Raw genomic sequence first — 26,303 nt, forward strand, 5'->3', positions numbered from 1 at the left:
TCGCGAAGGTGCTGGGCACCACGGCGAAGGTCATCGACCCGATGACCTACATCGCCAAGGGCGCCGGCGCCGGCCTGTCCAAGATCGGCGACATCAGTGCGGCGCTGAAGGGCGTCGGCAACATCGAGATCCCCCGCCTGCCCGAGGGCGCGATCACCCTGCCCGAAGGCACGGTGCGCCTGCCCGAGGGCGCCGTGCGCCTGCCGGAGGGTGCGACGATCCCGGCGGGCGGCATCAGGATCCCCGAGGGCGGCGCCATCACGCTGCCCGAGGGCACCCCGCTCCCGGCGGGCGCGGTCGACCTGGGCAACGGCGCGGTCCGCCTGCCCGAGGGCACCCCCGTCCCGGCGGGCGCGGTCGAGCTGCCCGAGGGCGCGGTCAAGCTCCCCGACAACACCCCGGCCCTTCCCGAGGGCACGGTCAAGCTGCCCACCGAGGACGGCGCCCCGGCCCGCTACTACGACCCCGAGGGCAACATCCTCGACGAGAGCGGCAACGTCATCCGGGAAGCCGCCGACGGCCCCGGTGACATCGTCGACCAGCCCGGCATCCCCCGCGACGGAGCCGACCTCCCCCGCGTCGACAGCCCCGTCCGCGAACCCGCCATGGCCGGCGCCGTCCACGCCGCCGACAACACACCCCAGCACCTCCACCTCGGCAGCGACCTGGGCGACCTCGGCGACCTCGGCCGCACCCCTGACAACCTCCCCGGCAACACCGCCGACAACCTCCCCGGCGGACGCGCCGACCACCTGCCAGGCGGCCACGCCGACAACCTCCCCGGCGGCCACGCCGACAACCTCCCCGGCGGCCACGCCGACGACCTCGGCAGGGGTCCGCACGCGAGTCACGAACCCCCCTCCGGCACGCACTCCTCCGGCACCCCGCAGGACGGGCCTCCTCCGCCGCACGACGGGCCTGGTCCCTCGCACGACCACCCGGCGCCGGCGAACGGGCATGCCGACGACGGCGTCCGTCACGATCCGGGCCCTGGCGGCCACGGCGGGGACGGCGTGCCGGGCAACCACGGCGAGCATCAGCCCGAAGTCCCGCGCACGGACGAGACGCCCGAAGGGATCAGGGTCGAGGACGACAGCCCCCTGCCGCCACCCGGTGCCGGCGACAAGGACTTCGGCACCCTTCCGGAACACCGGCTCACGGTTGATCCGGAGACCCAGCTGATCACGCACATCGACGATCGGCCCGTCGGCGCGTGGCTGGACGACTTGTCACGGGAGCGGGGCGCTGCCTACCGGGACGCGAAGGAGGCCCAGACCTTCTCCCGCAAGGAGGCCGGCGAGTGTGTCGGCGCGGTGGTCGACCTGCGTACCGGTCAGATCTTCGAGGGCATCAACGGCAGGTCCAACAACGTGATCCCGGTCGAGCAGCTGCACCCGACACTCGCGGAACGGTTCGGTTCCATCGGCGACCCGCCGCCGCACAAGGATCACCCTCTGGGCCACGCCGAGGTGAAGGCGGCGAACCAGCTGCTCTGGGAGCGCACCAAGCGCGGCCTGCCGGACGGCCCGGAGGCGCTCACCGAGTTGCGGGCTTCCGTCGAGTTCCCGTTCATGAAGCACAAGGAGACCGGCCTTCCGGGCCGCCCCGCACCCTTCTGCGCAAACTGCAACCATATGCTCGAAGGCGTGCCGAGCACCCATGGCCGATACACCGGCTTCCCGCCGAGTGACGAGAATTGGATTCCCTGATGGCAGCCGTGCAGCGGATCGACATCGACGACCCCGACGTGGACATGGACGACTCGGAGCGGCTGTATCACCGTGGAGAACCGTTCACCGGGGAGGTGACCGAGCATCTCGGCGAGAGTCTCGTCAGTCTCGACACCTATGCCGACGGTTACAAGAACGGGCCTTCGCGTGAGTGGTACAAGGACGGCACCCTGCGTTCGGAAGGAACGGTGCGGGACGGGCTGCCCGTGGGCGAGTTCAAGGAATGGCATCCGAACGGCGTGCTCGCGGCGAGGCAGGTGTTCGCCGAGAACGGGATGACGCTCCTGGAGGACGCCACCTGGGACGACCAGGGCCAACCGACCAGGACCTGGCACCAGGGCGAGGAAGGCACGCGCCGATAGAGACACCCCGACTCCCCCTGGACGCGGTCGGCCTGGACCTGAGCGGAGCGGACTTCTTCCGCACGGATCTCTCCGAATCCTGGTTCACCGACGCCAGGTTGAGAAATGTGCGGCTGATCGGCGCGGACCTCTACCGATCGGACGCACAGGGCGCCGATCTGACCGGGGCCGACCTGACGGGGGCTTCCCTTGTACGCGTCAACCTTGATGACGCGGTCCTGCGGCATGCGAGGCTCGACGGCGCCGACCTGACGAAGGCGTCGCTCTGCGATGTCGACGCGTTCGGCGCGAGTTGCCGGGGAACCCGGTTCGGGGGCGCGTCGCTGCTGAACGTCGACTTCCGCTCCGCGGACTTGAGCGGATCCGTCTTCGACGGCAACGCATTCCAGGTGACCCTGGACCAGCACACGAAGCTGGACGGGACATCAGGCTCCGTCTTCGGCCCCGCAACCCTCACGCACCCCACCGGTACGAGGGCCTCACGGATATCGCCTTCGATGACGAGAACACCCTCTACGCGTACTCGACGGAGATGTACCGGTACCTCTTCGAGGCCGGCGGGAGTCAACCGCTCCCGCCCGACTGAGCAGGTGCCGCAGCCGCCCCGAGCCCGCTTTTTCGGCCCTCGTCCCCCGCTGTCACACCCCGCCGGTACCGTCGGGTCATGTCCAACCAGGCGCCCCCGGCACCCGCACCCGCACCCGGCGAGCGGCGGCTCGCCGTGCTCGAAGGCGTCCTCGAGCGGATCACGTACGCCAACGAGGAGAACGGCTGGACGGTCGCCCGCGTCGACACCGGACGAGGAGCGGGCGACCTCCTCACCGTCGTCGGCGCGCTGCTCGGCGCGCAGGTGGGTGAGTCGCTGCGGATGGAGGGGAGATGGGGCTCCCACTCGCAGTACGGCAAGCAGTTCACCGTGGAGAACTACACGACCGTCCTGCCCGCCACCGTCCAGGGCATCCGCCGCTACCTCGGCTCCGGCCTCGTCAAGGGCATCGGCCCGGTCTTCGCCGACCGCATCACCCAGCACTTCGGCCTGGAGACCCTGAAGATCATCGAGGAGGAGCCCAAGCGCCTCATCGAGGTCCCCGGCCTCGGCCCCAAGCGGACGAAGAAGATCGCCGACGCCTGGGACGAACAGAAGGCGATCAAGGAGGTCATGCTCTTCCTCCAGACCGTCGAGGTGTCCACCTCCATCGCGGTGCGCATCTACAAGAAGTACGGCGACGCCTCCATCTCCGTCGTGAAGAACCAGCCGTATCGCCTCGCCGCCGACGTCTGGGGCATCGGCTTCCTCACCGCCGACAAGATCGCGCAGTCCGTCGGCATCCCGCACGACAGCCCGGAGCGCGTCAAGGCCGGGCTGCAGTACGCCCTGTCGCAGTCGACGGACCAGGGGCACTGCTATCTGCCCGAGGAACGCCTGATCGCCGACGCCGTCAAGCTCCTCCAGGTCGACACCGGCCTCGTCATCGAGTGCCTCGCCGAGCTCGCGGCACCCCCCGAGGACGGCGAGGACCCCGGAGTCGTACGGGAGTCCGTGCCCGGCCCCGACGGCGGCGAGCCCGTCACCGCCGTCTACCTGGTCCCCTTCCACCGCGCCGAACTCTCCCTCTCCGCCCAGCTCCTGCGTCTGCTGCGGACCGACCAGGACCGCATGCCCGGCTTCCACGACGTCGCCTGGGACAAGGCGCTGACCTGGCTGAAGGGCCGTACCGGCGCCGATCTCGCCCCCGAGCAGGAGGCCGCCGTCAAGCTGGCGCTGACGAAGCGGGTCGCCGTCCTCACCGGCGGCCCCGGCTGCGGCAAGTCCTTCACGGTGCGCTCGATCGTGGAGCTGGCCCGCGCCAAGAAGGCCAAGGTCGTCCTCGCCGCCCCGACCGGCCGTGCCGCCAAACGGCTCTCCGAACTCACCGGGGCCGAGGCCTCCACCGTCCACCGCCTGCTGGAGCTCAAGCCGGGCGGGGACGCCGCGTACGACAAGGACCGGCCCCTGGACGCCGACCTCGTGGTCGTCGACGAGGCCTCGATGCTGGACCTGCTGCTCGCCAACAAGCTCGTCAAGGCCGTACCGCCGGGCGCGCACCTCCTCTTCGTCGGTGACGTCGACCAGCTCCCCAGCGTCGGCGCGGGCGAGGTGCTGCGGGACCTCCTCGCGCCCGGCAGCCCGATCCCCGCCGTCCGGCTCACCCGCGTCTTCCGGCAGGCCCAGCAGTCCGGCGTGGTCACCAACGCCCACCGCATCAATGCCGGGCACCACCCGGTCACCGACGGGATGAAGGACTTCTTCCTCTTCGTCGAGGACGACACGGAGGCCGCCGGGCGGCTCACGGTGGAGGTGGCGGCCCGTCGTGTTCCGGCCAGATTCGGGCTGGACCCCCGCCGCGACGTCCAGGTGCTCGCCCCCATGCACCGGGGACCCGCCGGCGCGGGCACGCTCAACGGGCTCCTCCAGCAGGCCTTCACTCCAGCCCGCCCCGACGTGCCGGAGAAGCGGTTCGGCGGCCGGGTGTTCCGCGTCGGGGACAAGGTGACCCAGATCAGAAACAATTACGACAAAGGGGAGAACGGTGTCTTCAACGGCACTGTGGGCGTGGTCACCGCGCTCGACCTGGTCGACCAGCGCCTGACGGTGCTGACGGACGAGGACGAGGAGGTTCCCTACGACTTCGACGAGCTGGACGAGCTGGCACACGCCTACGCGGTGACCATCCACCGGTCGCAGGGAAGCGAGTATCCGGCGGTGGTCATCCCGGTGACCACGGGCGCCTGGATGATGCTGCAACGCAATCTGCTCTACACGGCGGTCACCCGGGCCAAGCGGCTCGTCGTCCTCGTCGGCTCCCGCAAGGCGATCGGTCAGGCGGTGCGCACGGTGTCGGCGGGACGCCGCTGCACGGCCCTCGATTTCAGGCTCGCCCCCGGGTCCTGGAGACCCGATTCCGGCACCCTGGAGCCCTGAGCGGGACCGCGGCCGAAAAATGATCGATCAAATGAGTCGCAAAGGTCACAGAGCACTTCCGGAAGCGGAATCAACCGGGCAGGATGGCAGGTTGGCGGCACTGAGTGCCGCCGATAAGCCCAATGGTCGACCCCGAGTGCACTCTCCTGAGCCAAATGGGGGATGGTAGAGACAGTCAGGGCACCTCGAAGATGAGGCACTACGTCGGTGAGGGAAGACGTGAGCGACAACTCTGTAGTACTGCGGTACGACGGCAGCGAGTACACCTACCCGGTGATCGACAGCACCGTCGGGGACAAGGGCTTCGACATCGGGAAGCTCCGCGCCCAGACCGGTCTCGTGACCCTGGACAGCGGTTACGGAAACACGGCCGCCTACAAATCCGCCATCACCTATCTCGACGGTGAGGCCGGCATCCTCCGGTACCGCGGTTACCCGATCGAGCAGCTGGCCGAGCGCTCCACCTTCCTGGAGGTGGCGTACCTGCTGATCAACGGTGAGCTGCCGACCGTCGACCAGCTCACCGGCTTCAAGGACGAGATCACGCGGCACACCCTGCTGCACGAGGACGTCAAGAACTTCTACAAGGGCTTCCCCCGCGACGCCCACCCGATGGCCATGCTGTCGTCGGTCGTCTCGGCGCTGTCCACCTTCTACCAGGACAGCCACAACCCGTTCGACGAGCGTCAGCGCAACCTCTCCACCATTCGACTGCTCGCCAAGCTCCCGACGATCGCGGCCTACGCGTACAAGAAGTCGATCGGACACCCGTTCGTCTACCCGCGCAACGACCTCGGCTACGTCGAGAACTTCCTGCGCATGACCTTCTCGGTGCCCGCCCAGGAGTACGAGCTCGACCCGATCGTGGTCGCCGCGCTGGACAAGCTGCTGATCCTGCACGCGGACCACGAGCAGAACTGTTCCACCTCGACGGTCCGCCTGGTCGGCTCCTCGCAGGCGAACATGTTCGCCTCGATCTCCGCCGGCATCAACGCGCTGTGGGGCCCGCTGCACGGCGGCGCCAACCAGTCGGTGCTGGAGATGCTGGAGGGCATCCGCGACTCCGGCGGCGACGTCGACACCTTCATCCGCAAGGTGAAGAACAAGGAGGACGGCGTCCGCCTGATGGGCTTCGGCCACCGGGTCTACAAGAACTTCGACCCGCGCGCCCAGATCATCAAGGCCGCCGCGCACGATGTGCTCTCCGCGCTCGGCAAGTCCGACGAGCTGCTGGACATCGCGCTGAAGCTGGAGGAGCACGCGCTCTCCGACGACTACTTCACCGAGCGCAAGCTCTACCCGAACGTCGACTTCTACACCGGTCTGATCTACCGGGCCATGGGCTTCCCGACCGAGATGTTCACGGTCCTGTTCGCCCTCGGCCGGCTGCCGGGCTGGATCGCCCAGTGGCACGAGATGATCAAGGAGCCGGGGTCCCGTATCGGCCGTCCGCGCCAGATCTACACGGGCGTCGTCGAGCGCGACTTCGTTCCGGTCGAGGAGCGCTGATCCGCCGCGGCCGCCTGACGCACAGCAGGCGGCCGCCTCCGCGGCGGTACGCGGCGGCCTGTCCGTACGCGACCACAAGGGCATAACAGAAGGCGCCCTGGTGCGTCAGTCCCCCCACGGGCCGACGACCAGGGCGCCTTCCCATGTCCCGGTGCGGATTCCCCCCACGGGATCCGGCCGGGCGTCTGTGAGAAACCAGCGCCTGAATCGCTGTTGCTGCGTCTTGCGTCTTGCGTCTTGCGTACTGCGTCGTGCCGTCTGCGTCGTGCGTACTGCCGTGGTGCGCCTTGCCGTTGCGATCTGCCGGGACAGCGCACGCTGGGAGGGCCGCTCAAAGCTCCCCGGTGTACGTGTCCCGGCAACGCATCTCTGAGGAAGTCCCCCAAGACATCCCCAGATGCCAGGTGACGCCCCCCAAGACGCCCTCTGACATCGCCAACTTAGACCTTCGAACCCCTTCGATGGTTACGTTCACACCACTGTGATCTGCGTCTCTTGCATATGTCCCGTTAGATACGCAAGGGCCCCGGTACGAAGAACCGGGCCCAAGCGTAAGGATGATGCGCGAGCCTTGTGAAGAGCTTATGTGAGGCTCGCGCCGTACTGAAGGGGGATCCTGCGTTTCCGTGGAACTCCCGGCTCAGCGGAACGCCCGCAGCCGCAGACTGTTCGTCACGACGAACACGGACGACAGGGCCATCGCGGCCCCCGCGATCATCGGGTTCAGCAGACCCGCCGCGGCCAGCGGCAGCGCGGCCAGGTTGTAGCCGAAGGCCCACACGAGGTTCCCCTTGATGGTGGAGAGGGTGCGGCGGGACAGCCGGATCGCGTCCGCCGCCGCCCGCAGGTCCCCCCGGACGAGGGTCAGGTCGCCCGCCTCGATCGCCGCGTCGGTGCCCGTGCCCATCGCCAGCCCCAGGTCGGCGGTGGCGAGCGCGGCCGCGTCGTTGACGCCGTCGCCCACCATGGCGACCGTCCGTCCCTCGGCCTGCAACCGCCGTACGACCTTGACCTTGTCCTCGGGCAGCACCTCGGCGATCACCTGGTCGATCCCGACGCTCTGGGCCACCGTCTCGGCGACGCGCCGGTTGTCACCGGTCAGCAGCACCGGGGTGAGCCCGAGCTCGCGCAGCTCACGCACGGCCTGCGCACTGGTCTCCTTCACGGAGTCCGCGACCGCGAGCACCCCGCGCGCGACCCCGTCCCAGCCGACCACGACGGCCGTACGGCCGCTGCTCTCGGCCTTGTCGCGGGCGTGCGCCAGTTCCTGCGGCAGGTCGTCGAACAGGCGCCCCACGGACACCTCGACGCCCTCCACCTGGCCGCGTACGCCCCGTCCGGGCACGTTCTCGAACCGCTCGGCCGGCGGTAGCTCCCCGACCCGCGCCGCGGCACCGGCGGCCACGGCGCGCGCGACCGGATGCTCGGAGGCGTGTTCGAGGGCGCCCGCGAGGCGCAGCACCTCCCGCTCGTCGGCGCCTTCGGCGACGTACACCTCCTGGAGGGTCATCCGGCCGGTCGTCACCGTGCCGGTCTTGTCCAGGACCACGGTGTCCACCCGGCGCGTGGACTCCAGGACCTCGGGACCCTTGATCAGGATGCCCAGCTGCGCGCCGCGCCCCGTGCCGACCATCAGGGCGGTCGGGGTGGCCAGGCCCAGGGCGCACGGGCAGGCGATGATCAGGACGGCGACGGCCGCGGTGAAGGCGCCGACGCTGTCGTCGGTCGCGCCGAGCCACACGCCGAAGGTGGCGGTCGCCAGCAGCAGCACGACGGGGACGAAGAACCCCGCGACCTGGTCCGCGAGCCGCTGCACCTGCGCCTTGCCGTTCTGGGCCTCCTCGACCAGCCGGGCCATCCGCGCGAGCTGCGTCTCGGCGCCGACCCGGGTCGCCTCGACGACCAGCCTGCCGCCGGCGTTCACGGTCGCCCCGGCCACCGTGTCCCCGGTCGTCACGTCCACCGGCACCGACTCACCGGTCAGCATCGCGACGTCGACCGCGGAGGCGCCCTCCACGACGACGCCGTCGGTGGCGATCTTCTCTCCTGGGCGTACGACGAACCGGTCGCCGACGGCCAGTTCGGCCACCGGCACGCGCACCTCGTGCCCGTCGCGCAGCACCGCCACGTCCTTCGCGCCGAGCTCCAGCAGGGCCCGTAGCGCGGCGCCCGCCCTGCGCTTGGAGCGGGCCTCCAGATAGCGGCCGAGGAGGATGAAGGCGGTGACTCCGGCGGCCACCTCGAGGTAGATCGCCGAGGCGCCGTCCGCGCGCGAGACGGTGAACTCGAAGGGGTGGCGCATGCCGGGCATGCCGGCGTGGCCGAAGAACAGCGCCCACAGGGACCAGCCGAACGCGGCCAGCGTGCCCACCGAGACGAGGGTGTCCATGGTGGCGGCGCCGTGCCGTGCGTTGGTCCAGGCGGCCAGGTGGAACGGCAGGGCTCCCCAGACGACGACGGGCGCGGCGAGGGTGAGGGACAGCCACTGCCAGTTGTCGAACTGGAGGGCCGGGATCATCGCGAGGAGGACGACGGGGGTGGAGAGCAGCGCGGAGACGATCAGGCGCTGCCGCAGGGGAGCGAGCTCGGGGTCCCGGGGCGCCTCGTCCGGATCCGGTGGTGGCGGGGTGGGTTCCTCGGCGGTATAGCCGGTCTTCACGACGGTGGCTATCAGGTCGGCGACCTCGGTTCCGGCCGGGTAGCTGATCCGGGCCTTCTCCGTGGCGTAGTTCACCGTGGCGCTGACGCCGTCCATCCGGTTGAGCTTCTTCTCGACGCGGGCCGCGCAGGAGGCGCAGGTCATGCCGCCGATCAGCAGTTCGACCTCGGAGACCGGCCTGGCTATGGAGGTCCCTGGGGGCGTTTCCGTGGAGGTCCGTGTGGTGGTGCTGCTCATGTCCGACTCCGACTCCGACTCCATGCGACGGACCGGACCGTACGGGACCGGCCCCGGGGGACGGCTCGCCGGTACGGCCCGGTGAGGGCGAGCGTGCTCAGACGCGGCCGACCAGCTCGAAGCCGGCCTCGTCGACGGCCGCGCGGACGGCCTCCTCGTCCAGCGCGGCGGCGGAGACGACCGTGACCTCGCCGCCGGCCGCGACGGCCTTCACCGAGCTGACGCCGGGCAACTGGGAGATCTCGCCGGAGACGGCGCCTTCACAGTGCCCGCAGCTCATCCCGCTCACCTTGTAGACGGCGGTGACGGAACCAGTGGTGTCGGTCTGCGCGGTCATGTCGTACTCCTCGTCGAGGCAGATGGGACGGACGGGGCCCAGAGGGTCCCCGGGTACACTCAAGACTATACCCCTAGGGGGTACTTCTCCAGGAGGGGTCGCGGCGGGTCAGTGCGCTCGCCCAGGCGAGGCCGAGCAGTGCCACGACGATCAGCCCGCCCACCGAGAGCAGCGCGAAGAGGTGCTGCTGCGCCTCGGTGGGGTGCGCGATGTAGCCCTCCGTGAACAGGCGCCGGCCGGGCTCACCGCCGGTCAGCCGGACCACCAGCCAGACGGCGATGCCATGGGTGGACTCCGCGAGGGTGTGCAGCAGTGCCACTCCCAGGTAGGTCGCGGCGACCGTGCCGGTGAGGCGGAAGCGCCCGTTCGGGTGACGGCAGGCGAGCAGGACGCCACCGGCGATCGCCGTCCACAGGCCCTGCCCGACGGACGCCGGCACGCCGCGCAGGATCTCCGTCTCCAGCAGCTCCCCGAGGCCGAGGCCCGGGGTGCCCGCGGCGGCGTGGAAGGCGTATCCGACGCCCTCCATGGCGGCGAAGCCGAGGCCGACGGTCGCGCCCAGCACGAGCCCGGCCCGCAGTCCGCGGATCCGGGTCTGCCGGCGCAGGACGAACAGCAGGGCGCCCAGCTTCATCGCCTCCTCGGCGAGGCCGAGAACGGCGAACATCCGCGGGGACGGGTACAGCAGCAGGTCCTTCGTCAGGGCGGCGCCCAGGACCCCGAGGGTCCCGCCGGTGAGGAAGCAGCCGAGGATCACGTTGACGCCCAGGTCACGGCCGTGCCGCTCGTAGGCCCACAGCACGAAGGTGACGGGGACCAGGAAGCTGCCCAGGAGGGCCAGGGTCGGCAGCAGGGCGGAGCTCCCGCTCACCTGGACGGCGAGCGCGGTCGACGCCCAGAGCGCCAGCCCGCTCCACAGGCAGCGCCGCCACAGGCCGGGCCGGACGCGGGGGTAGGACGGCGGAGGCTGCTGCGGACTCGGAATCCGGGCGCGGGGGGCGCCGGGTGGCGGGAACTGGGTCACGGCGGTCCCTCGTGCTCCTGTGCTGCTGCTCCCGGTGGAGCGATGTGTCCGAACCGTATGCGTGTGCGGCGCGTGCCGCATTCCGGCCGGGAGGAGCGAGGGGGTGTGCGGGGCGGCCCGCCGCCGGGCGGGAGTGCCCCGGCGCTCAAGGGGTGTGAGCGCCGGTCAGGGGCTCCAGGTAGCGGGTCAGCAGGTTCTTGAGCTCCCGGACGTACGCCTCGCGCTCGGCGCCCTGGTGGGCCAGCACCAGCTCCAGGCCGGCCTTGTAGACGCCCAGGCAGACATGCGCGGTGCGGGTGACGTCGGCCGGGGACGTGTCGCTCAGCAGCGAGGTGAGCAGGGTCTCCACGCGCAGCAGCAGGGCCGCGTGCAGGGCGTCGTGCTCCTCGGCGATCCGGCCCGGGATGTCCGGGCCGTGCATCAGGGCGAAGAAGACCGGGTGGCGGCAGTTGAAGTCGATGAGCCGGTCGACGGTGGAGTCGATGGCCTGCGTGAGGGGGGTCGCGGGCTCGACGGGTGCGAGTGCCTCGCCGTAGGTCTCCCGCATCTCGTGCATCAGCCGGTCGCCCAGCTCGATCGCGATCGCTTCCTTGTTCGGGAAGAACTGGTAGAGCGTGCCCGGCGAGACGCCTGCCTCGCGGGCGATGGCGTTGGTGCTCGCCGCCGTGTACCCGGTGGTGCAGAAGACGGAGGCCGCGGCCTCCAGCAACTGGGCGATGCGGCGCTCGCCGCGCGCCTGCCGCCGGCGCGGCCGTGTGTCCGCCGCCTGCTCCTGGGTCGGCTTCTCGGTCTTCTCGGGCACGCGTGATCCCCAGCTCTCCGAACGCGATTGACAAACGCGAGTGCCCGCTCGCATTCTGGTGGAACGCGAGCGATCTCTCGTGTTTTCGAGTGTATGGCCATGGCGGACCCATGCCCCCTGACCGAGCACGTCCGGGCAGGCGGAACGGGTCATGGTGAAGGGGACACCGCACGATGACCGAAGTCAACACAGCACCGCGCCGTAGGCCTCCCGGGCGCTGGACGCGCCTGGTGACCGCCCGGCCCCGCCTCTCGCTGCTGGCGGCCCTCGTGCTGACCGTGCTCGCGGTGCTGGCCGGCAGCGGTGTCGCCGACCGGCTGGGCAGCGGCGGCTGGGAGGACCCGGACGCGCAGTCGACGTACGCGACGAAGGCCCTGGAGCGCGAGTTCCCCGGCTCCCAGCCGAATCTGCTGCTCCTCGTGGACGCCGGCCGGGCCTCGGTGGACGATCCGGAGGTGGCCGCGGCGGCCGGGCGCCTCACCGCACGCCTGGCCGGCGAGAAGGGCGTGGTGGGCGTCGGTTCCTACTGGCGGTCCAAGTCGCCGGCCCTGCGTGCCGAGGACGGGCACGAGGCGCTGATCGCCGCCCGGATCACCGGCGACGAGAAGACCGCGGGCGAGACCCTGGAGCGCATCGCGCCCGCGTTGCGCGGCGCCCACGGCCCGCTGGAGGTCAGGCTCGGCGGCCGGGTGGCGGTGCAGCACGAGATGCAGACGATCATCCAGGAGGACCTGACCCGGGCCGAACTGATCGCCCTGCCGGTGACGCTGCTGCTGCTGGTGACGGTCTTCGGCAGCGCGGTCGCCGCCCTGCTCCCGCTGGGCATCGGCATCGTCGCGATCCTGGGGACGAACGCCGTGCTGCGCGGGCTCACGGAGTTCACCGACGTCTCGGTCTTCGCGCTGAACCTCACCACGGCCCTCGGCCTCGGCCTGGCCATCGACTACGCGCTGTTCATCGTGCGCCGCTTCCGCGAGGAACTGTCCGCGGGAGCCGACCCGTCGACGGCCGTCGGCACCACCCTGCGCACGGCCGGGCGCACGGTCCTGTTCTCCGCGCTGACGGTCGCGGTCTCCCTGGCGGCGATGCTGGTCTTCCCGCAGTACTTCCTGCGCTCGTTCGCCTACGCCGGAATCGCCGTGGTCCTGCTGGCCGCGGCAGCCGCGCTGATCCTGCTCCCGGCAGCGCTGGTGCTGCTCGGCCACCGGGTGAACGCGCTCGACCTGCGCCGCGTCCTGCGCCGGGGCAGGCGGCCCGCGCCGGCCCCCGTGGGCGGCGGCGCCTGGGGTCGTACGGCGTCCGTGGTGATGCGCCGCGCCCCCTACTTCGCACTCGGCACCACAGCGGTGCTGCTCCTGCTGGGACTGCCCTTCCTGGGCGTGAAGTTCGGCACCGCGGACGACCGCCAGCTGCCCTCGGGCGCCGAGTCCCACGTCGTCCAGGAGCACATCAGGGACGGTTTCCCGGGCAGCCCCGGCGGCGGCCTGGAGGTGCTGGCCGAGGGCGCGGCGACCGAGGCGCAGTACGCGGCCTACAAGCAGCGGATCGCGGTGCTGCCGGAGGTGCTCCGGGTGGACGGGCCGCTGGTGAACGGCGACGCGGCGTACTTCACGGTGCAGCCGAGGGGAGAGGCGGTGGACGAGCCGGCCCAGCGGCTGGTGGACGAACTGCGCGCGACCGAGGCCCCCTTCAAGACGAGCGTGACCGGCACGGCGGCGGTCCTGGTCGACTCCAAGGGCGCCATCGGCGACCGTCTGCCCTGGGCGCTGGCCTGCATCGCCGTCGTGACCCTGCTGCTGGTCTTCCTCCTCACCGGCAGCGTGCTGATACCCGTCCAGGCCGTGCTGCTCAACGCCCTCAGCCTGACCGCGATGTTCGGGGCCGTCGTCTGGGTCTTCCAGGACGGCCACCTCTCCGGCCTCCTCGGCTTCACCAGCCCCGGCTCCATCGAGACGACGCTGCCCGTCCTGATGTTCTGCGTGGCCTTCGGCCTCTCCATGGACTACGGCGTGTTCCTGCTCTCCCGCATCAAGGAGGAGTACGACCACTCCGGCGACCACGAGCGCGCCGTGCGGTTCGGCCTGCAGCGCACCGGCGGCCTGATCACCGCGGCGGCCGTCATCCTGGCCGTCGTGATGGTCGCGATCGGCACCTCCCGCGTCACCAACACCAAGATGCTCGGACTCGGGATCGCCCTCGCGGTCGTGATGGACGCGATGGTCGTCCGCAGCCTGCTGGTCCCGGCCGTGATGCGACTGACGGGCCGCGCCACCTGGTGGGCACCTGGACCCCTGCGCCGACTGCACACCCGCGTCGGCCTCACCGAGACGGAACAGCCCCCGACACCCAACCCGGCCCCCACGGAGAAGCAGGGCCCCCTGCGCGACAAGGTGACGACCGGGAGTTAGCCGGGCCGGGGAGACGGGTGGGCCAGGCATGCCGGGGCGAGGACGCGGCGTACTGACAATGCGGTGCGCGGAGTATCGCCGACGGCTGGGTATGCCTGAGCAGGACGGGGCGCGCGGTCAAGGTCCGGTCGGTTGGGGCTCCGGTGTGCCCGGGTGCTGGATCCGGGTGGTGGGGACGAAGGCGAGGGTGTCGGATGCGGGCTGTGGTGTTCGAGCGGTTCGGGGAACCCGCCGAGGTGCGGGAGGTGGCCGATCCGCGACCCGCCGAGCACGGGGTCGTGGTGCGGGTGGAGGCCACCGGCCTGTGCCGCAGCGACTGGCACGGCTGGCAGGGCCACGACCCGGACATCACGCTGCCCCACGTGCCCGGCCATGAACTCGCCGGTGTCGTGGCGGAGGTCGGCGCACGGGTCACCCGCTGGCGGCCCGGCGACCGGGTCACCGTTCCGTTCGCCTGCGCCTGCGGCACCTGCCCGTCCTGCGCCGCCGGCGACCGCCAGGTGTGCGAGCGGCAGACGCAACCCGGCTTCACGCACTGGGGCTCGTTCGCCCAGTACGTGGCGCTGGACCACGCCGACGGCAACCTCGTCGCCGTCCCCGAGGACCTGAGCTTCGCGACGGCGGCCTCCCTCGGCTGCCGGTTCGCGACGGCGTTCCGCGCGGTCGTGCAGCAGGGCCGGGTCGCGCCGGGCGAGTGGGTCGCGGTGCACGGCTGCGGGGGAGTGGGCCTGTCGGCAGTGATGATCGCGGCGGCCTCGGGAGCGAGGGTGGTCGCGGTCGACATCTCGGCACGGGCACTGGAGCTGGCCCGGACGTTCGGCGCGGCGGAGTGCGTGGACGCGTCCCGCACGCCGGACACGGCGAGCGCGATCCACGACCTCACCGCGGGCGGCGCCCACCTCTCCCTGGACGCGCTCGGATCCCCCGCCACCTGCGCCGCCTCCGTGGGCGGCCTGCGTCGCCGGGGCCGGCACATCCAGGTCGGCCTGCTCCCCTCGCCCACGGGCACCACGCCGGTCCCCATGGCGCGCGCGGTGGCCCTGGAGCTGGAGCTGCTCGGCAGCCACGGCATGGCGGCCCACAGCTACCCCCCGATGCTCGCGGCGGTCCGGGCGGGCACCCTGCGCCCCGACCTCCTCGTGACCGCGACCATCCCCCTGGCCGCGGCCCCGCCCGCCCTCGCGGCGCTGGGCAGCGCACCGGGCGCGGGGGTGACGGTCATCGAACCCTGGAGCTGACCCCGCCTCCCGGCACCCCTACACCGCCGCCGTGTCGGCGGCATACCCCCGGTGGACCGCCCACTCCCGGTCGAGGACCGCCATCAACACCTCGTCGACCCACTCCCCGTTCCGCACAGCGGACTCCCGTCGCACGCCCTCGACCACGAAGCCCACCTTCCGGTAGACGCGCAGGGCGCGGTCGTTGTCGCCGTACGCCTCCAGGTGGACGCGGTGCAGCCCGAGTCGCTCGAAGCCATGGCCGACGACGAGCCGGGTGGCCTCCGTGCCGAGGCCCCGGCCGCGACCGCGCGGGCCGATGAGGGTGCGGAAGTTGCAGCTGCGGGTGTGGGGATCAAACTCGTTCAGCACGACCTCGCCGACGACCTCGCCCGTGTCACGGTCACTCACGGCGAGATCGAGCCGGTCGGGCTGCGCGGACCGGGAGCCGTACCAGGACCGCACCCCCTCCAGGGTGACCTCGGTGGTCGGGTCGAAGGTGAAGCGGATGACCTCGGGATCCCTCAGGATCTCCCACATCGCGTCCGCGTCGGCCGCCGTGAACGGCCGCAGCACCGCTCTCTCGCCGCGGAGCACGGGCTTGTCGGAGAAGCTCATGCGCATGACTGTGCCCCACGCGGACGTGGGGCACCACGGATATCTCGCCGGGCGGACGGCTCACGGGCGGCGGCCGGTCACTCCGTCCGCCGCCCGCGGTTGCCGGGCCGGGAGGCGACCCAGGCGCGGACGGTGTCGGCGTACCAGTAGGGCTTGCCGCCCTCCACGTGGTCGGGCGGGGGCAGCAGCCCGTGCTTGCGGTAGGACCGCACGGTGTCCGGCTGCACCTTGATGTGGGCCGCGATCTCCTTGTACGACCAGAGCCTTCGGTCGGTCATGAGTGCACCTCCCTGCGCGTGCCGCGGCGGCGGCCGTGGACCGGCCGTCCGGGGGAGCCGGGCGCTGCGCTGGCGATCAATCACCAAGCCTGTGCCCGCCCAACGACGGAGAGTGACGACTGGACAGCGGCTGTGGGACGGGTGTGACACGCGGCCCGCGTACACCGGACATGTGTGACAAGGGAGTGGCATTTGTGACAGAGGTGAAGCAAAGGAGCACGCTGGGGTGCCGGGCGGGGCGCGTTGACATGGGGGCGCCGCCGAGCCCGGCACCGTCTGGCGAGGCCCCCTCGTCCGAATGTCTGGACAAACTATTGACAGGCCTCCCGCGCGGAGACTAGAAACCGGGAGAGAGCCGCCGACGGAGGCGTGACGGGAACGCGAAGGGATCTCGATGGCGTACGACCTGATCACCATGGGGCGGATTGGCGTAGACCTCTACCCGCTGCAGACCGGCGTCCCGCTCCCCCAGGTGACGTCCTTCGGGAAGTTCCTCGGCGGATCCGCGACCAACGTCGCCGTGGCCGCCGCCCGCCTGGGCCGGCGTACCGCGGTGATCACCCGGACCGGCGACGACCCGTTCGGCACCTATCTGCACGAGGCGCTGCGGGACTTCGGCGTCGACGACCGCTGGGTCACCCCGGTGCCCGGACTGCCGACCCCCGTCACCTTCTGCGAGGTCTTCCCGCCGGACGACTTCCCGCTGTACTTCTACCGGCAGCCCAAGGCCCCGGACCTGGAGATCGACGCCCACGAGCTCGACCTCGACGCCGTTCACGCGGCGCACATCTTCTGGGTGACCGGCACCGGCCTGAGCGAGGAGCCCAGCCGGACGGCGACGCTCGCGGCCCTCGCCCACCGCGACAGATCCGGCACCACGGTCTTCGACCTCGACTGGCGCCCCATGTTCTGGCGGGACCCGGACGCGGCCCGCCCCTTCTACACCGAGGCCCTGAAGCACACCACCGTCGCCGTCGGCAATCTCGACGAGGTGGAGATCGCCACCGGCGTGCGCGAACCGCACGCGGCGGCCGCGGCACTGCTCGACGCCGGGGTCTCCGTGGCCGTCGTCAAGCAGGGCCCCAAGGGCGTCCTCGCCGTCAGCAGCGCGGGCGAGTCGGTCGAGGTCCCGCCGCTGCCGGTGGACGTCCTCAACGGCCTCGGCGCCGGCGACGCCTTCGGCGGTTCGCTCTGTCACGGCCTGCTGGCCGGCTGGGACCTGGAGAAGACCATGCGGCACGCCAACGCCGCGGGCGCCATCGTCGCCTCCCGCCTGGAGTGCTCCTCCGCGATGCCGACCCAGGCCGAGGTGGCGGCGGCCCTCAGCGCGGGCGCCGTGCGCGCCGCCGCCCCGGCCCCCGCCGACCGGACGGGAGCCTCCCGGTGACCGTCGACATCGCGCACCTCGTGCGCACCCGCACCCACCACCCCGAGGCGATCGCGGAGGCCGCCGCCCGCCGGGTCCGGCGCCCGCTGATCGAGGCCGACGGCCGCCTCATGATCGTCGCCGCCGACCACCCGGCCCGTGGCGCGCTCGGTGTCGGCGACCGCAAGATGGCCATGGCCCACCGCGGCGACCTGCTCGAACGCCTCTGCCTCGCGCTCGGCCGCCCCGGCGTCGACGGGGTCCTCGCCACCGCCGACATCCTCGACGACCTGCTGCTGCTCGGCGCCCTGGACGGCAAGGTCGTCATGGGCTCGATGAACCGCGGCGGCCTCCAGGGCGCCCGCTTCGAGCTCGACGACCGCTTCACCGGCCACCGCCCCGAGGACATCCAGCGCCTCGGATTCGACGCCGGCAAGCTGCTGCTGCGCATCGACTACGACGACCCGGGCTCCCTGACCACCCTGGAGTCCACCGCCCGCGCCGTCGACGACATGGCGGCGCGCCGGCTGCCGGTCTTCGTCGAGCCGTTCATCAGCCGCCGTGACACCGGCGGCAAGCTGCGCAACGACCTGTCCGCCGACGCCGTCGCCCGGTCCATCGCCATCGCCTCGGGGCTCGGCGGCAGTTCGGCGTACACCTGGCTGAAGGTCCCGGTCACCGAGAACCCCGACGACATGGCCCGGGTCATGGCGACCTCGACGCTGCCCGCCGTGCTGCTCGGCGGCGACGTCGGCGACGACCAGGACAGCGCGTACGAGAAGTGGCGCGGCGCCCTCCAGCTCCCCACCGTGCGGGGGCTGGTGGTCGGCCGTTCGCTGCTGTACCCGGTGGACGGCGATGTGGCCGCCGCCGTGGACACCGCCGTAGGACTGCTGTGAGGGCCGCATGAGCAACGAGTTGTACGTCCCGAAGGGCACCACCGCCGACGCGTACTACGCGCTCGACATCGACCCGAAGCTGGCCGGCTGGACCCACAGCAGCCTGCGGATCGTCGAGCTGGAGGCGGGCGGCACGCACACCTTCACCACCGGGGACAGCGAGTGGATCGTGCTGCCCCTGCAAGGCGGTTGCGCCGTGCGCGTGGGCGACGCGGTGTTCGACCTGCTGGGCCGGGAGAGCGTCTTCGCCGGAGTCTCCGACTTCGCGTACGTCCCCCGTGACGCCCAGGCACAGATCACCTCCGGCGCGGGAGGCCGCTTCGCCCTGGCAGGAGCGAAGTGCGAGCGACGACTCCCCGCTCGCTACGGCCCCGCGCCGGAGGTCCCCGTCGAGGAGCGCGGCAGCGGCAACTGCGCCCGCCGGGTGCGCAACTTCGCCTCCGCGGACGCCTTCACGTGCGACAAGCTCATCGCCGTCGAGGTGATCACCCCCGGTGGCAACTGGTCCTCGTACCCGCCGCACAAGCACGACGAGCACCGGCCGGGCGAGGAGTCCGAGCTGGAGGAGATCTACTACTTCGAGATCGACGGCCCGAACGGCCTCGGCTACCAGCGGGTGTTCCCCTCCCGCGAGGGCGGCGCCGACGTGCTCGCCGAGGTCCGCACCGGCGACGCGGTCCTCGTCCCCGACGGCTGGCACGGGCCGTCCATCGCCCAGCCGGGCCACGACATGTACTACCTCAACGTCATGGCGGGACCGGGCGGAACCCGGGAGTGGCGGATCTGCTTCCACCCGGACCACGTCGACAGCACAGGGGGTTACCGATGACCATCAGGCTCACGGTCGCACAGGCGCTCGTACGCTTCCTCTCCGTCCAGTACACCGAGCGGGACGGCGCACGGCAGCGGCTCATCGGCGCCACCTGGGGCATCTTCGGCCACGGCAACGTCGCCGGGATCGGCCAGGCGCTGGTCGAGTACGCGGACGACATGCCCTACCTCCAGGGCCGCAACGAGCAGGCCATGGTGCACGCGGCGGTCGGCTACGCCCGCCAGGCGAACCGTCTGTCCACCCACGCCGTGACCACCTCCATCGGCCCCGGCGCCACCAACCTGGTCACCGGCGCCGCCCTCGCGACCGTCAACCACCTGCCGGTGCTGCTGCTGCCGGGCGACACCTTCGCCGCCCGCCCCGCCGACCCCGTCCTCCAGCAGCTCGAAGTGCCCTACGCCGGCGACGTGTCCGTCAACGACAGCCTGCGCCCGGTGTCGAGGTACTTCGACCGTGTCACCCGCCCCGAAGCGCTGATCCCGGCGGCGCTCCAGGCCGTGCGCGTGCTCACCGACCCGGTCGAGACGGGCGCGGTCACGCTCGCCCTCCCGCAGGACGTGCAGGCGGAGGCGTACGACTGGCCCGAGGAGTTCTTCGCCGAGCGCGTCTGGGCGGTGCGCCGGCCGGGCGCGGACCCGACCGAGCTCGCCGAGGCCGTGCGCACGATCCGGGCCGCCCGGCGGCCGCTGCTGATCGCCGGCGGCGGAGTGCACCACAGCCGCGCCGAGAGCGCGCTGGCCGAGTTCGCCGAGGCCACCGGCATCCCGGTCGCCTCCACCCAGGCCGGCAAGGGCTCCCTGCCCTACGACCATCCCCAGGACGTCGGCGGCATCGGCCACACCGGCACCGCCACCGCCGACGAACTGGCCCGCACGGCCGACCTGGTGATCGGCGTCGGCACCCGCTACACCGACTTCACCACCGCGTCCGGAACGCTCTTCGCCGACCCCGGCGTCCGGTTCCTGAACCTCAACATCGCCGCCTACGACGGCCACAAGCTCGCCGGATCGCCCCTGATCGCGGACGCGCGCAGCGGCCTGGCCGAGCTGACCGAGGCACTCGCGCTGCACGCCCACCGGGTCCCGGAGGCGTACGTCACCCGGTACACCGAGGACAAGGCGGGCTGGGAGCGGCGCGTCGACGCCGCCTACGAGGCCGCCGAACCCACCGCGCGCCCGACCCAGACACAGGTGCTGGGCGCGCTGGACGCCCTGGTGGACGAGACGGACGTGATCATCAACGCCGCCGGCTCGATGCCGGGCGACCTGCACAAGCTGTGGCGGGCCCGGTCCGCCGACCAGTACCACCTGGAGTACGGCTACTCCTGCATGGGCTACGAGATCCCGGCCGCGATCGGCGTGCGGCTGGCCGCGCCGGACCGGCCGGTGTGGGCCCTGGTCGGCGACGGCACCTACCTCATGAACCCGACGGAGATCGTGACCGCCGTGCAGGAGGGCATCGCGATCAAGGTGCTGCTGGTGCAGAACCACGGGTACGCGTCCATCGGAGGCCTCTCCGAGGCGACCGGCGCCGAGCGCTTCGGGACCGCCTACCGCTACCGCGAGGGCGACGGCAGGTACTCCGGCGCCCCGCTCCCGGTGGACCTGGCCGCCAACGCCGAGAGCCTCGGCATGCGGGTGCTGCGCGCCCGGACCGTGCAGGACCTGCGCGCGGCGCTCACCGAGGCGCGGGCCGCGGACACTCCCACATGTGTCTACGTCGAGACCGAAACGGCAGACACAGTGTCGGGCGCGCCCGAGGCACAGGCCTGGTGGGATGTACCTGTGGCCGAGACCGCGACCCGATCGTCCGCGGTCAAGGCTCGTGAGCTGTACGAACGGCACGTCTCGACCCGACGCCGCCATCTGTGAAGGAGTAACCGGTCATGACGAAGATCGTCAACCACTGGATCGGCGGCAGGTCCGCCGAAGGCGCGTCGGGCACGTTCGGTCCGGTCACGGACCCGGCGACCGGCGCGGTCACCACCAAGGTCGCCTTCGCCTCGGTCGACGAGGTGGACGCGGCGGTCGCGACCGCGAAGGAGGCGTTCCTGACCTGGGGCCAGTCCTCGCTGGCCCAGCGCACCACGATCCTGTTCCGCTTCCGTGCCCTGCTGGACGAGCACCGCGACGAGATCGCCGAGCTGATCACCGCCGAGCACGGCAAGGTGCACTCCGACGCCCTCGGTGAGGTGGCGCGCGGCCTGGAGATCGTGGACCTGGCCTGCGGGATCAACGTGCAGCTGAAGGGTGAGCTGTCGACCCAGGTGGCCAGCCGCGTCGACGTGGCCTCGCTGCGCCAGCCGCTCGGTGTCGTCGCGGGCATCACGCCGTTCAACTTCCCGGCGATGGTGCCGATGTGGATGTTCCCGCTCGCCATCGCGTGCGGCAACACCTTCGTGCTGAAGCCCTCCGAGAAGGACCCGTCGGCCTCCGTCCGGCTGGCCGAGCTGCTGACCGAGGCGGGCCTGCCGGACGGCGTCCTCAACGTCGTGCACGGTGACAAGGTCGCCGTCGACCGTCTGCTGGAGCACCCCGACGTCAAGGCGGTGTCCTTCGTCGGCTCCACCCCGATCGCCCGCTACATCCACACCACGGCCTCCGCGAACGGCAAGCGCGTCCAGGCACTCGGCGGCGCCAAGAACCACATGCTGGTCCTGCCGGACGCCGACCTGGACGCGGCGGCCGACGCGGCGGTCTCGGCGGCGTACGGCTCGGCGGGCGAGCGCTGCATGGCCATCTCGGCCGTTGTGGCGGTCGGTGCGATCGGCGACGAGCTGGTGGAGAAGATCCGCGAGCGCGCCGAGAAGATCAAGATCGGCCCCGGCAACGACGCGACCTCCGAAATGGGCCCGCTGATCACCAAGGTGCACCGCGACAAGGTGGCCTCCTACGTCGAGGGCGCCGCCGCCGAGGGCTGCGAGGTCGTGCTGGACGGCACCGGCTACACCGTCGACGGCTTCGAGGACGGTCACTGGATCGGCATCTCGCTGCTCGACAAGGTGCCGACCTCGGCGAAGGCCTACCAGGACGAGATCTTCGGCCCGGTGCTGTGCGTGCTGCGCGCGGAGACCTACGAGGACGGCCTGGCGCTGATCAACGCCTCCCCGTTCGGCAACGGCACCGCGATCTTCACCCGGGACGGCGGTGCCGCCCGCCGCTTCCAGCTGGAGGTCGAGGCCGGCATGGTCGGCGTGAACGTCCCCATCCCGGTTCCCGTCGGCTACCACTCCTTCGGCGGCTGGAAGGACTCCCTCTTCGGGGACCACCACATCTACGGCAACGACGGCACGCACTTCTACACCCGCGGCAAGGTCGTCACCACCCGCTGGCCCGACCCGGCGGACGGTCCCGCGGGCGTGGACCTGGGCTTCCCGCGCAACCACTGACGCGCGCCGCCGCGTACCGCGAGCGCGGTACGCGGCACGGGCCCCGTACTCCCCTGGGAGGGCACCGGGTTCAGACCGTGAGCGGTCAGTGGGCGACAGGTTCGCCGCGTACCGTTGACGCATGGATCTTCGCTCGCCCGGACTGCGCGGGCTGTTGCGGCGGCCACGACGGCTGGTGGCCGCCGCGGCCGCCGTCGTCGTGCTCGCCGGTGCCGGTACGTGGACGGCCGTCGCCGACGACGACGCGCCCGCGGTACGCCGCACCGACCGGGTGCTGCCCGGGGCCGGCGGGGTGCGCGTCGACACCTCCTACTTCACCACCGCCGGCACCGGCCGCCGCCCCGCGGTGCTGCTGGGCCACGGCTTCGGCGGCAGCAAGGACGACGTACGGCAGCAGGCGGAGGACCTGGCCCGCGACGGCTACGCGGTGCTGACCTGGTCGGCACGCGGCTTCGGCGCTTCCACGGGCAGGATCGGGCTGAACGACCCCGAGGGCGAGGTCGCCGACGTCTCGAAGCTGCTCGACTGGCTGGCCGGGCAGCCGCAGGTCGCGCTGGACAAGGCCGGCGACCCCCGCGTCGGCATGGCGGGCGGCTCCTACGGCGGCGCGATCGCGCTGCTGACCGCGGGCCACGACGACCGCGTCGACGCCGTCGCCCCCGCGATCACCTACTGGAACCTGGCCGACGCCCTCTTCCCGAACGGCGTCTTCAAGAAGCTGTGGGCCGGTGTCTTCGTCAACTCCGGTGGCGGCTGCGCGAAGTTCGAGCCCCGGCTGTGCGAGATGTACGAGCGGGTCGCCGAGTCCGGCACCCCCGACGCCGCGGCACGCGCACTGCTGGAGGAACGCTCGCCGTCGGCCGTCGGCGACCGCATCGACGTACCGACCCTGCTGATCCAGGGCCAGTCGGACTCCCTGTTCCCGCTCGACCAGGCCGACGCGGCCGCCCAGGCCGTCCGGGCGGGCGGCGCCCCCGTCGACGTCGACTGGATCGCCGGCGGCCACGACGGCGGCGACCTGGAGACCGACCGCGTCCAGCAGCGCGTCACGGCCTGGTTCGACCGGTACCTCAAGGGCGACGAAGGCGCCGCCACCGGCCCCGCCTTCCGCGTCACCCGCACCGGAGGCGTCGATTCCACCGACGGCCAGGCCCTGCTGCGGGGCGCGAGCGCGGACACCTACCCCGGCTTGGGGAGCGGACGGCGCGCGGTGGCCCTCACCGGACGCGAGCAGACCTTCGACAACCCGCCCGGCGCCGGACCGCCCGCCGTCTCCGCCCTGCCCGGCCTCGGCGCCGGCGGCGGCCTCGCGCAGCTCTCCGCGCTCGGCGTCGGCATCTCGCTCGACTTCCCGGGCCAGCACGCGCGGTTCGAGTCGGCGCCGCTGACCGAGGACCTGCGCGTCACCGGATCCCCGACGGCCACCGTCCATGTGAGGTCCAGCAGCGCGGACGCCGTCCTCTTCGCCAAGGTCTACGACGTCGGCCCCGACGGCCGTCAGCAGGTGCTGCCCTCCCAGCTGGTCACGCCGGTGCGGGTCACGGGCGCCAAGGCCGGCAAGGACGTGACGCTCACCCTCCCCGCCGTCGACTACGAGGTCGGCAAGGGCCACCGGCTGCGCCTGGTCCTCGCCTCGACCGACCTGGCGTACGCCTCCCCGGCGGCCCCCGCGACCTACACCGTCTCCCTCAGGGGCGGCCTGTCGGTGCCGACGGCCCCCGAGGTGACGGCGCCCGCCACGCCACTGCCCGCCTGGGTGTGGTGGCTGCCGCTGACCGGCGCCGCGGTCGCCCTCGTGCTGCTGCTCTCCGCCCGCCGCCGCACCGCCACGCCGCCGCCCGACCCCGCGCTGTCCGACGTACCGCTGCTGATCACCGACCTGAGCAAGCGGTACGCCCGGTCGTCGGACCGGTACGCGGTCAAGGACCTCTCGTTCCGTGTGGAGAAGGGCCAGGTGCTCGGCCTGCTCGGCCCGAACGGCGCGGGCAAGACCACCACCCTGCGGATGCTGATGGGCCTGATCAGGCCGGACGGCGGCGAGATCCGCGTCTTCGGCCACTCCATCCGCCCCGGCGCACCCGTGCTGTCCCGGGTCGGCGCCTTCGTGGAGGGCGCTGGTTTCCTGCCGCACCTGTCCGGCCGGAAGAACCTGGAGCTGTACTGGCGGGCCACCGGCCGCCCCGCCGAGGACGCCCACCTCGACGAGGCGCTGGAGATCGCCGGCCTCGGCGACGCGCTGGCCCGCGCGGTGCGCACCTACTCGCAGGGCATGCGCCAGCGCCTCGCCATCGCCCAGGCCATGCTGGGCCTTCCCGACCTGCTCATCCTCGACGAGCCGACCAACGGCCTCGACCCGCCGCAGATCCGCGAGATGCGCGAGGTGATGATCCGGTACGCGGCCGCCGGCCGCACCGTGATCGTCTCCAGCCATCTGCTGTCGGAGGTCGAGCAGTCCTGCACGCATCTCGTGGTGATGGACCGGGGCCGGCTCGTGCAGGCGGGCCCCGTGGGCGAGATCGTCGGCTCCGGGGACACCCTCCTCGTCGGCACGGGTACCCCCGTGGAGGAGCCGGTCGCCGAGAAGATCGCCGCCCTGGCGGGCGTCGCCTCGGCCGTCGTGACCGGCGACGGACTGCTGGTCCGGCTGGACGCCGGCGGCAGCGCCCCGCGCCTGGTCGCCGAGCTGGTCCGGCTTGAGGTGCCGGTCGCCTCGGTCGGCCCGCACCGCCGCCTGGAGGACGCGTTCCTCACCCTGATCGGAGGTTCCGCATGAGCGCCCCCGCTCTCACCGACGTCGCGTCCGGCTACCGGGCGGGCCGCACCCTGCCCCTGCGGGTGGAGCTGGTCCGCCAGCTCAAGCGGCGCCGCACGCTGGTCATGTTCGCCGTCCTCGCCGTCCTGCCCTTCGTCCTGGTCGTCGCCTTCGCGATCGGCGGCGAGCCGGACGGCGGCGGCGACCGGATCACCCTGATGGACACGGCCACCGCGTCGGCGGCCAACTTCGCCGCGGTGAACCTGTTCGTGTCGGCGGGCTTCCTGCTGGTCATCCCGGTCGCCCTGTTCTGCGGCGACACCGTCGCCTCGGAGGCCGGCTGGTCCTCGCTGCGCTATCTGCTCGCCGCTCCCGTGCCCCGCGCCCGGCTGCTGTGGTCCAAGCTCGTCGTCGGGCTCGGCCTGAGCCTGGCCGCCATGGTGCTGCTGCCGGTCGTCGCGCTGGCCGTCGGCGTCGCCGCCTACGGGTGGGGCCCGCTGCAGATACCCACCGGCGGAGCACTGGAGGCGGGCACGGCGGCGCAGCGGCTCGTGGTCGTCGTGGCGTACCTGTTCGTGTCCCAACTGGTCACCGCCGGACTGGCGTTCTGGCTGTCCACCCGGACGGACGCGCCGCTCGGCGCGGTCGGCGGCGCGGTCGGCCTGACCATCGTCGGCAACGTCCTGGACGCGGTCACCGCCCTCGGCGACTGGCGCCACTTCCTGCCCGCGCACTGGCAGTTCGCCTGGGCGGACGCCGTGCAGCCCGAGCCGCAGTGGTCCGGCATGATCCAGGGCACCGCGATCTCCGTTACCTACGCACTCGTGCTGTTCGCGCTGGCCTTCCGCGGTTTCGCCCGCAAGGACGTCGTCTCGTAGGTCTCCGGAAGATCACCCACCGGTCTCGGCGGGCCCGCTCCGTAG

The 26,303-nt window shown here is 72.0% G+C and carries 18 protein-coding genes and 2 pseudogenes; 14 read left to right on the forward strand and 6 right to left on the reverse strand.

What is annotated here, in order from left to right; genetic code table 11:
* The 5 genes and pseudogenes from ACZ7LV_RS36055 to ACZ7LV_RS36075 all read left to right on the forward strand — a co-directional run.
* Nucleotides 1-1,709, forward strand: a pseudogene (locus ACZ7LV_RS36055) (hypothetical protein); the annotation flags it as partial.
* Nucleotides 1,709-2,092, forward strand: a complete 384-nt coding sequence (locus ACZ7LV_RS36060; RefSeq protein WP_471945580.1) for a toxin-antitoxin system YwqK family antitoxin — start codon at nt 1,709-1,711, stop codon at nt 2,090-2,092. The pseudogene ACZ7LV_RS36055 and the gene ACZ7LV_RS36060, both read left to right, overlap by 1 nt.
* A gap of 32 nt (nt 2,093-2,124) precedes the next feature.
* A pseudogene (locus ACZ7LV_RS36065) lies at nt 2,125-2,454 on the forward strand (pentapeptide repeat-containing protein); the annotation flags it as partial.
* A 302-nt stretch (nt 2,455-2,756) separates the two neighbouring features.
* On the forward strand, nt 2,757-5,054 hold the full coding sequence (gene recD2 / locus ACZ7LV_RS36070; RefSeq protein ID WP_471945581.1) for an SF1B family DNA helicase RecD2: 2,298 nt from the start codon (nt 2,757-2,759) through the stop codon (nt 5,052-5,054).
* A 219-nt stretch (nt 5,055-5,273) separates the two neighbouring features.
* Nucleotides 5,274-6,563, forward strand: coding sequence for a citrate synthase (locus ACZ7LV_RS36075; protein ID WP_401680541.1), 1,290 nt, complete (start codon nt 5,274-5,276; stop codon nt 6,561-6,563).
* 640 nt (nt 6,564-7,203) lie between these two features.
* On the opposite strand, the gene ACZ7LV_RS36080 is transcribed toward ACZ7LV_RS36075, so the two are convergent.
* From ACZ7LV_RS36080 to ACZ7LV_RS36095, 4 genes are all read right to left on the reverse strand, one after another.
* On the reverse strand, nt 7,204-9,459 hold the full coding sequence (locus ACZ7LV_RS36080; RefSeq protein WP_471945582.1) for a heavy metal translocating P-type ATPase: 2,256 nt from the start codon (nt 9,457-9,459) through the stop codon (nt 7,204-7,206).
* Between the two features lie 97 nt (nt 9,460-9,556).
* The gene (locus tag ACZ7LV_RS36085; protein ID WP_471945583.1) at nt 9,557-9,796 is read right to left on the reverse strand and encodes a heavy-metal-associated domain-containing protein; all 240 of its coding nucleotides are present in this window, start codon (nt 9,794-9,796) and stop codon (nt 9,557-9,559) included.
* A gap of 73 nt (nt 9,797-9,869) precedes the next feature.
* A complete protein-coding gene (locus ACZ7LV_RS36090) occupies nt 9,870-10,820 on the reverse strand; it encodes a PrsW family glutamic-type intramembrane protease (protein WP_471945584.1) in 951 nt (316 codons plus the stop codon).
* A 145-nt stretch (nt 10,821-10,965) separates the two neighbouring features.
* On the reverse strand, nt 10,966-11,622 hold the full coding sequence (locus ACZ7LV_RS36095; protein ID WP_471945585.1) for a TetR/AcrR family transcriptional regulator: 657 nt from the start codon (nt 11,620-11,622) through the stop codon (nt 10,966-10,968).
* Nucleotides 11,623-11,795: 173 nt separating this feature from the next.
* Between ACZ7LV_RS36095 and ACZ7LV_RS36100 the strand changes: the two genes are divergently transcribed.
* Nucleotides 11,796-14,030 carry an MMPL family transporter gene (locus tag ACZ7LV_RS36100; protein ID WP_471945586.1) on the forward strand — a complete coding sequence of 745 codons (2,235 nt, stop codon included), beginning with the start codon at nt 11,796-11,798 and terminating at the stop codon, nt 14,028-14,030.
* Nucleotides 14,031-14,224: 194 nt separating this feature from the next.
* Nucleotides 14,225-15,268 carry a zinc-dependent alcohol dehydrogenase family protein gene (locus ACZ7LV_RS36105; protein WP_471945587.1) on the forward strand — a complete coding sequence of 348 codons (1,044 nt, stop codon included), beginning with the start codon at nt 14,225-14,227 and terminating at the stop codon, nt 15,266-15,268.
* An 18-nt stretch (nt 15,269-15,286) separates the two neighbouring features.
* Here ACZ7LV_RS36105 and ACZ7LV_RS36110 read toward each other — a convergent pair whose 3' ends face one another.
* Together ACZ7LV_RS36110 and ACZ7LV_RS36115 are read right to left on the reverse strand one after the other, a co-directional pair.
* Nucleotides 15,287-15,865, reverse strand: a complete 579-nt coding sequence (locus tag ACZ7LV_RS36110; protein ID WP_471945588.1) for a GNAT family N-acetyltransferase — start codon at nt 15,863-15,865, stop codon at nt 15,287-15,289.
* Nucleotides 15,866-15,942: 77 nt separating this feature from the next.
* Entirely contained in the window at nt 15,943-16,143 is a 201-nt protein-coding gene (locus ACZ7LV_RS36115) for a helix-turn-helix transcriptional regulator (protein ID WP_393104968.1), read from the reverse strand.
* A gap of 394 nt (nt 16,144-16,537) precedes the next feature.
* Between ACZ7LV_RS36115 and iolC the strand changes: the two genes are divergently transcribed.
* The 7 genes from iolC (at nt 16,538) to ACZ7LV_RS36150 (ending at nt 26,258) form a co-directional block, all read left to right on the forward strand.
* Complete coding sequence (gene iolC, locus ACZ7LV_RS36120) at nt 16,538-17,530, forward strand: 5-dehydro-2-deoxygluconokinase (protein WP_471945589.1); 993 nt, start codon at nt 16,538-16,540, stop codon at nt 17,528-17,530.
* The gene (locus ACZ7LV_RS36125) at nt 17,527-18,408 is read left to right on the forward strand and encodes a Cgl0159 family (beta/alpha)8-fold protein (RefSeq protein ID WP_471945590.1); all 882 of its coding nucleotides are present in this window, start codon (nt 17,527-17,529) and stop codon (nt 18,406-18,408) included. The genes iolC and ACZ7LV_RS36125 overlap by 4 nt, the downstream gene beginning before the upstream one ends.
* Before the next feature lie 7 nt (nt 18,409-18,415).
* Nucleotides 18,416-19,237 carry a 5-deoxy-glucuronate isomerase gene (iolB, locus tag ACZ7LV_RS36130; RefSeq protein WP_471945591.1) on the forward strand — a complete coding sequence of 274 codons (822 nt, stop codon included), beginning with the start codon at nt 18,416-18,418 and terminating at the stop codon, nt 19,235-19,237.
* Complete coding sequence (gene iolD, locus ACZ7LV_RS36135; protein ID WP_471945592.1) at nt 19,234-21,111, forward strand: 3D-(3,5/4)-trihydroxycyclohexane-1,2-dione acylhydrolase (decyclizing); 1,878 nt, start codon at nt 19,234-19,236, stop codon at nt 21,109-21,111. The genes iolB and iolD overlap by 4 nt, the downstream gene beginning before the upstream one ends.
* A gap of 14 nt (nt 21,112-21,125) precedes the next feature.
* Nucleotides 21,126-22,628, forward strand: coding sequence for a CoA-acylating methylmalonate-semialdehyde dehydrogenase (gene mmsA / locus ACZ7LV_RS36140; RefSeq protein WP_471945593.1), 1,503 nt, complete (start codon nt 21,126-21,128; stop codon nt 22,626-22,628).
* A gap of 121 nt (nt 22,629-22,749) precedes the next feature.
* Nucleotides 22,750-25,401: an alpha/beta fold hydrolase gene (locus ACZ7LV_RS36145; RefSeq protein ID WP_471945594.1), complete on the forward strand. Its 2,652-nt coding sequence runs from the start codon at nt 22,750-22,752 to the stop codon at nt 25,399-25,401.
* Nucleotides 25,398-26,258 (forward strand): ABC transporter permease, encoded by an 861-nt coding sequence (locus ACZ7LV_RS36150; protein ID WP_471945595.1) that lies wholly within the window; start codon nt 25,398-25,400, stop codon nt 26,256-26,258. The genes ACZ7LV_RS36145 and ACZ7LV_RS36150 overlap by 4 nt, the downstream gene beginning before the upstream one ends.
* Nucleotides 26,259-26,303 lie beyond the last annotated feature (45 nt).

Source organism: Streptomyces sp. NPDC107562, from assembly GCF_055657325.1.

Excerpts from the sequence above, each read along its gene's own strand:
- ACZ7LV_RS36060 (WP_471945580.1), top strand. The coding sequence starts at position 1,709 with ATGGCAGCCGTGCAGCGGATCGACATCGACGACCCCGACGTGGACATG.
- recD2 (WP_471945581.1), top strand. The coding sequence starts at position 2,757 with ATGTCCAACCAGGCGCCCCCGGCACCCGCACCCGCACCCGGCGAGCGG.
- ACZ7LV_RS36080 (WP_471945582.1), bottom strand. The coding sequence starts at position 9,459 with ATGAGCAGCACCACCACACGGACCTCCACGGAAACGCCCCCAGGGACC.
- ACZ7LV_RS36085 (WP_471945583.1), bottom strand. The coding sequence starts at position 9,796 with ATGACCGCGCAGACCGACACCACTGGTTCCGTCACCGCCGTCTACAAG.
- ACZ7LV_RS36100 (WP_471945586.1), top strand. The coding sequence starts at position 11,796 with ATGACCGAAGTCAACACAGCACCGCGCCGTAGGCCTCCCGGGCGCTGG.
- ACZ7LV_RS36105 (WP_471945587.1), top strand. The coding sequence starts at position 14,225 with ATGCGGGCTGTGGTGTTCGAGCGGTTCGGGGAACCCGCCGAGGTGCGG.
- ACZ7LV_RS36110 (WP_471945588.1), bottom strand. The coding sequence starts at position 15,865 with ATGAGCTTCTCCGACAAGCCCGTGCTCCGCGGCGAGAGAGCGGTGCTG.
- ACZ7LV_RS36115 (WP_393104968.1), bottom strand. The coding sequence starts at position 16,143 with ATGACCGACCGAAGGCTCTGGTCGTACAAGGAGATCGCGGCCCACATC.
- iolC (WP_471945589.1), top strand. The coding sequence starts at position 16,538 with ATGGCGTACGACCTGATCACCATGGGGCGGATTGGCGTAGACCTCTAC.
- iolB (WP_471945591.1), top strand. The coding sequence starts at position 18,416 with ATGAGCAACGAGTTGTACGTCCCGAAGGGCACCACCGCCGACGCGTAC.
- iolD (WP_471945592.1), top strand. The coding sequence starts at position 19,234 with ATGACCATCAGGCTCACGGTCGCACAGGCGCTCGTACGCTTCCTCTCC.
- mmsA (WP_471945593.1), top strand. The coding sequence starts at position 21,126 with ATGACGAAGATCGTCAACCACTGGATCGGCGGCAGGTCCGCCGAAGGC.
- ACZ7LV_RS36145 (WP_471945594.1), top strand. The coding sequence starts at position 22,750 with ATGGATCTTCGCTCGCCCGGACTGCGCGGGCTGTTGCGGCGGCCACGA.
- ACZ7LV_RS36150 (WP_471945595.1), top strand. The coding sequence starts at position 25,398 with ATGAGCGCCCCCGCTCTCACCGACGTCGCGTCCGGCTACCGGGCGGGC.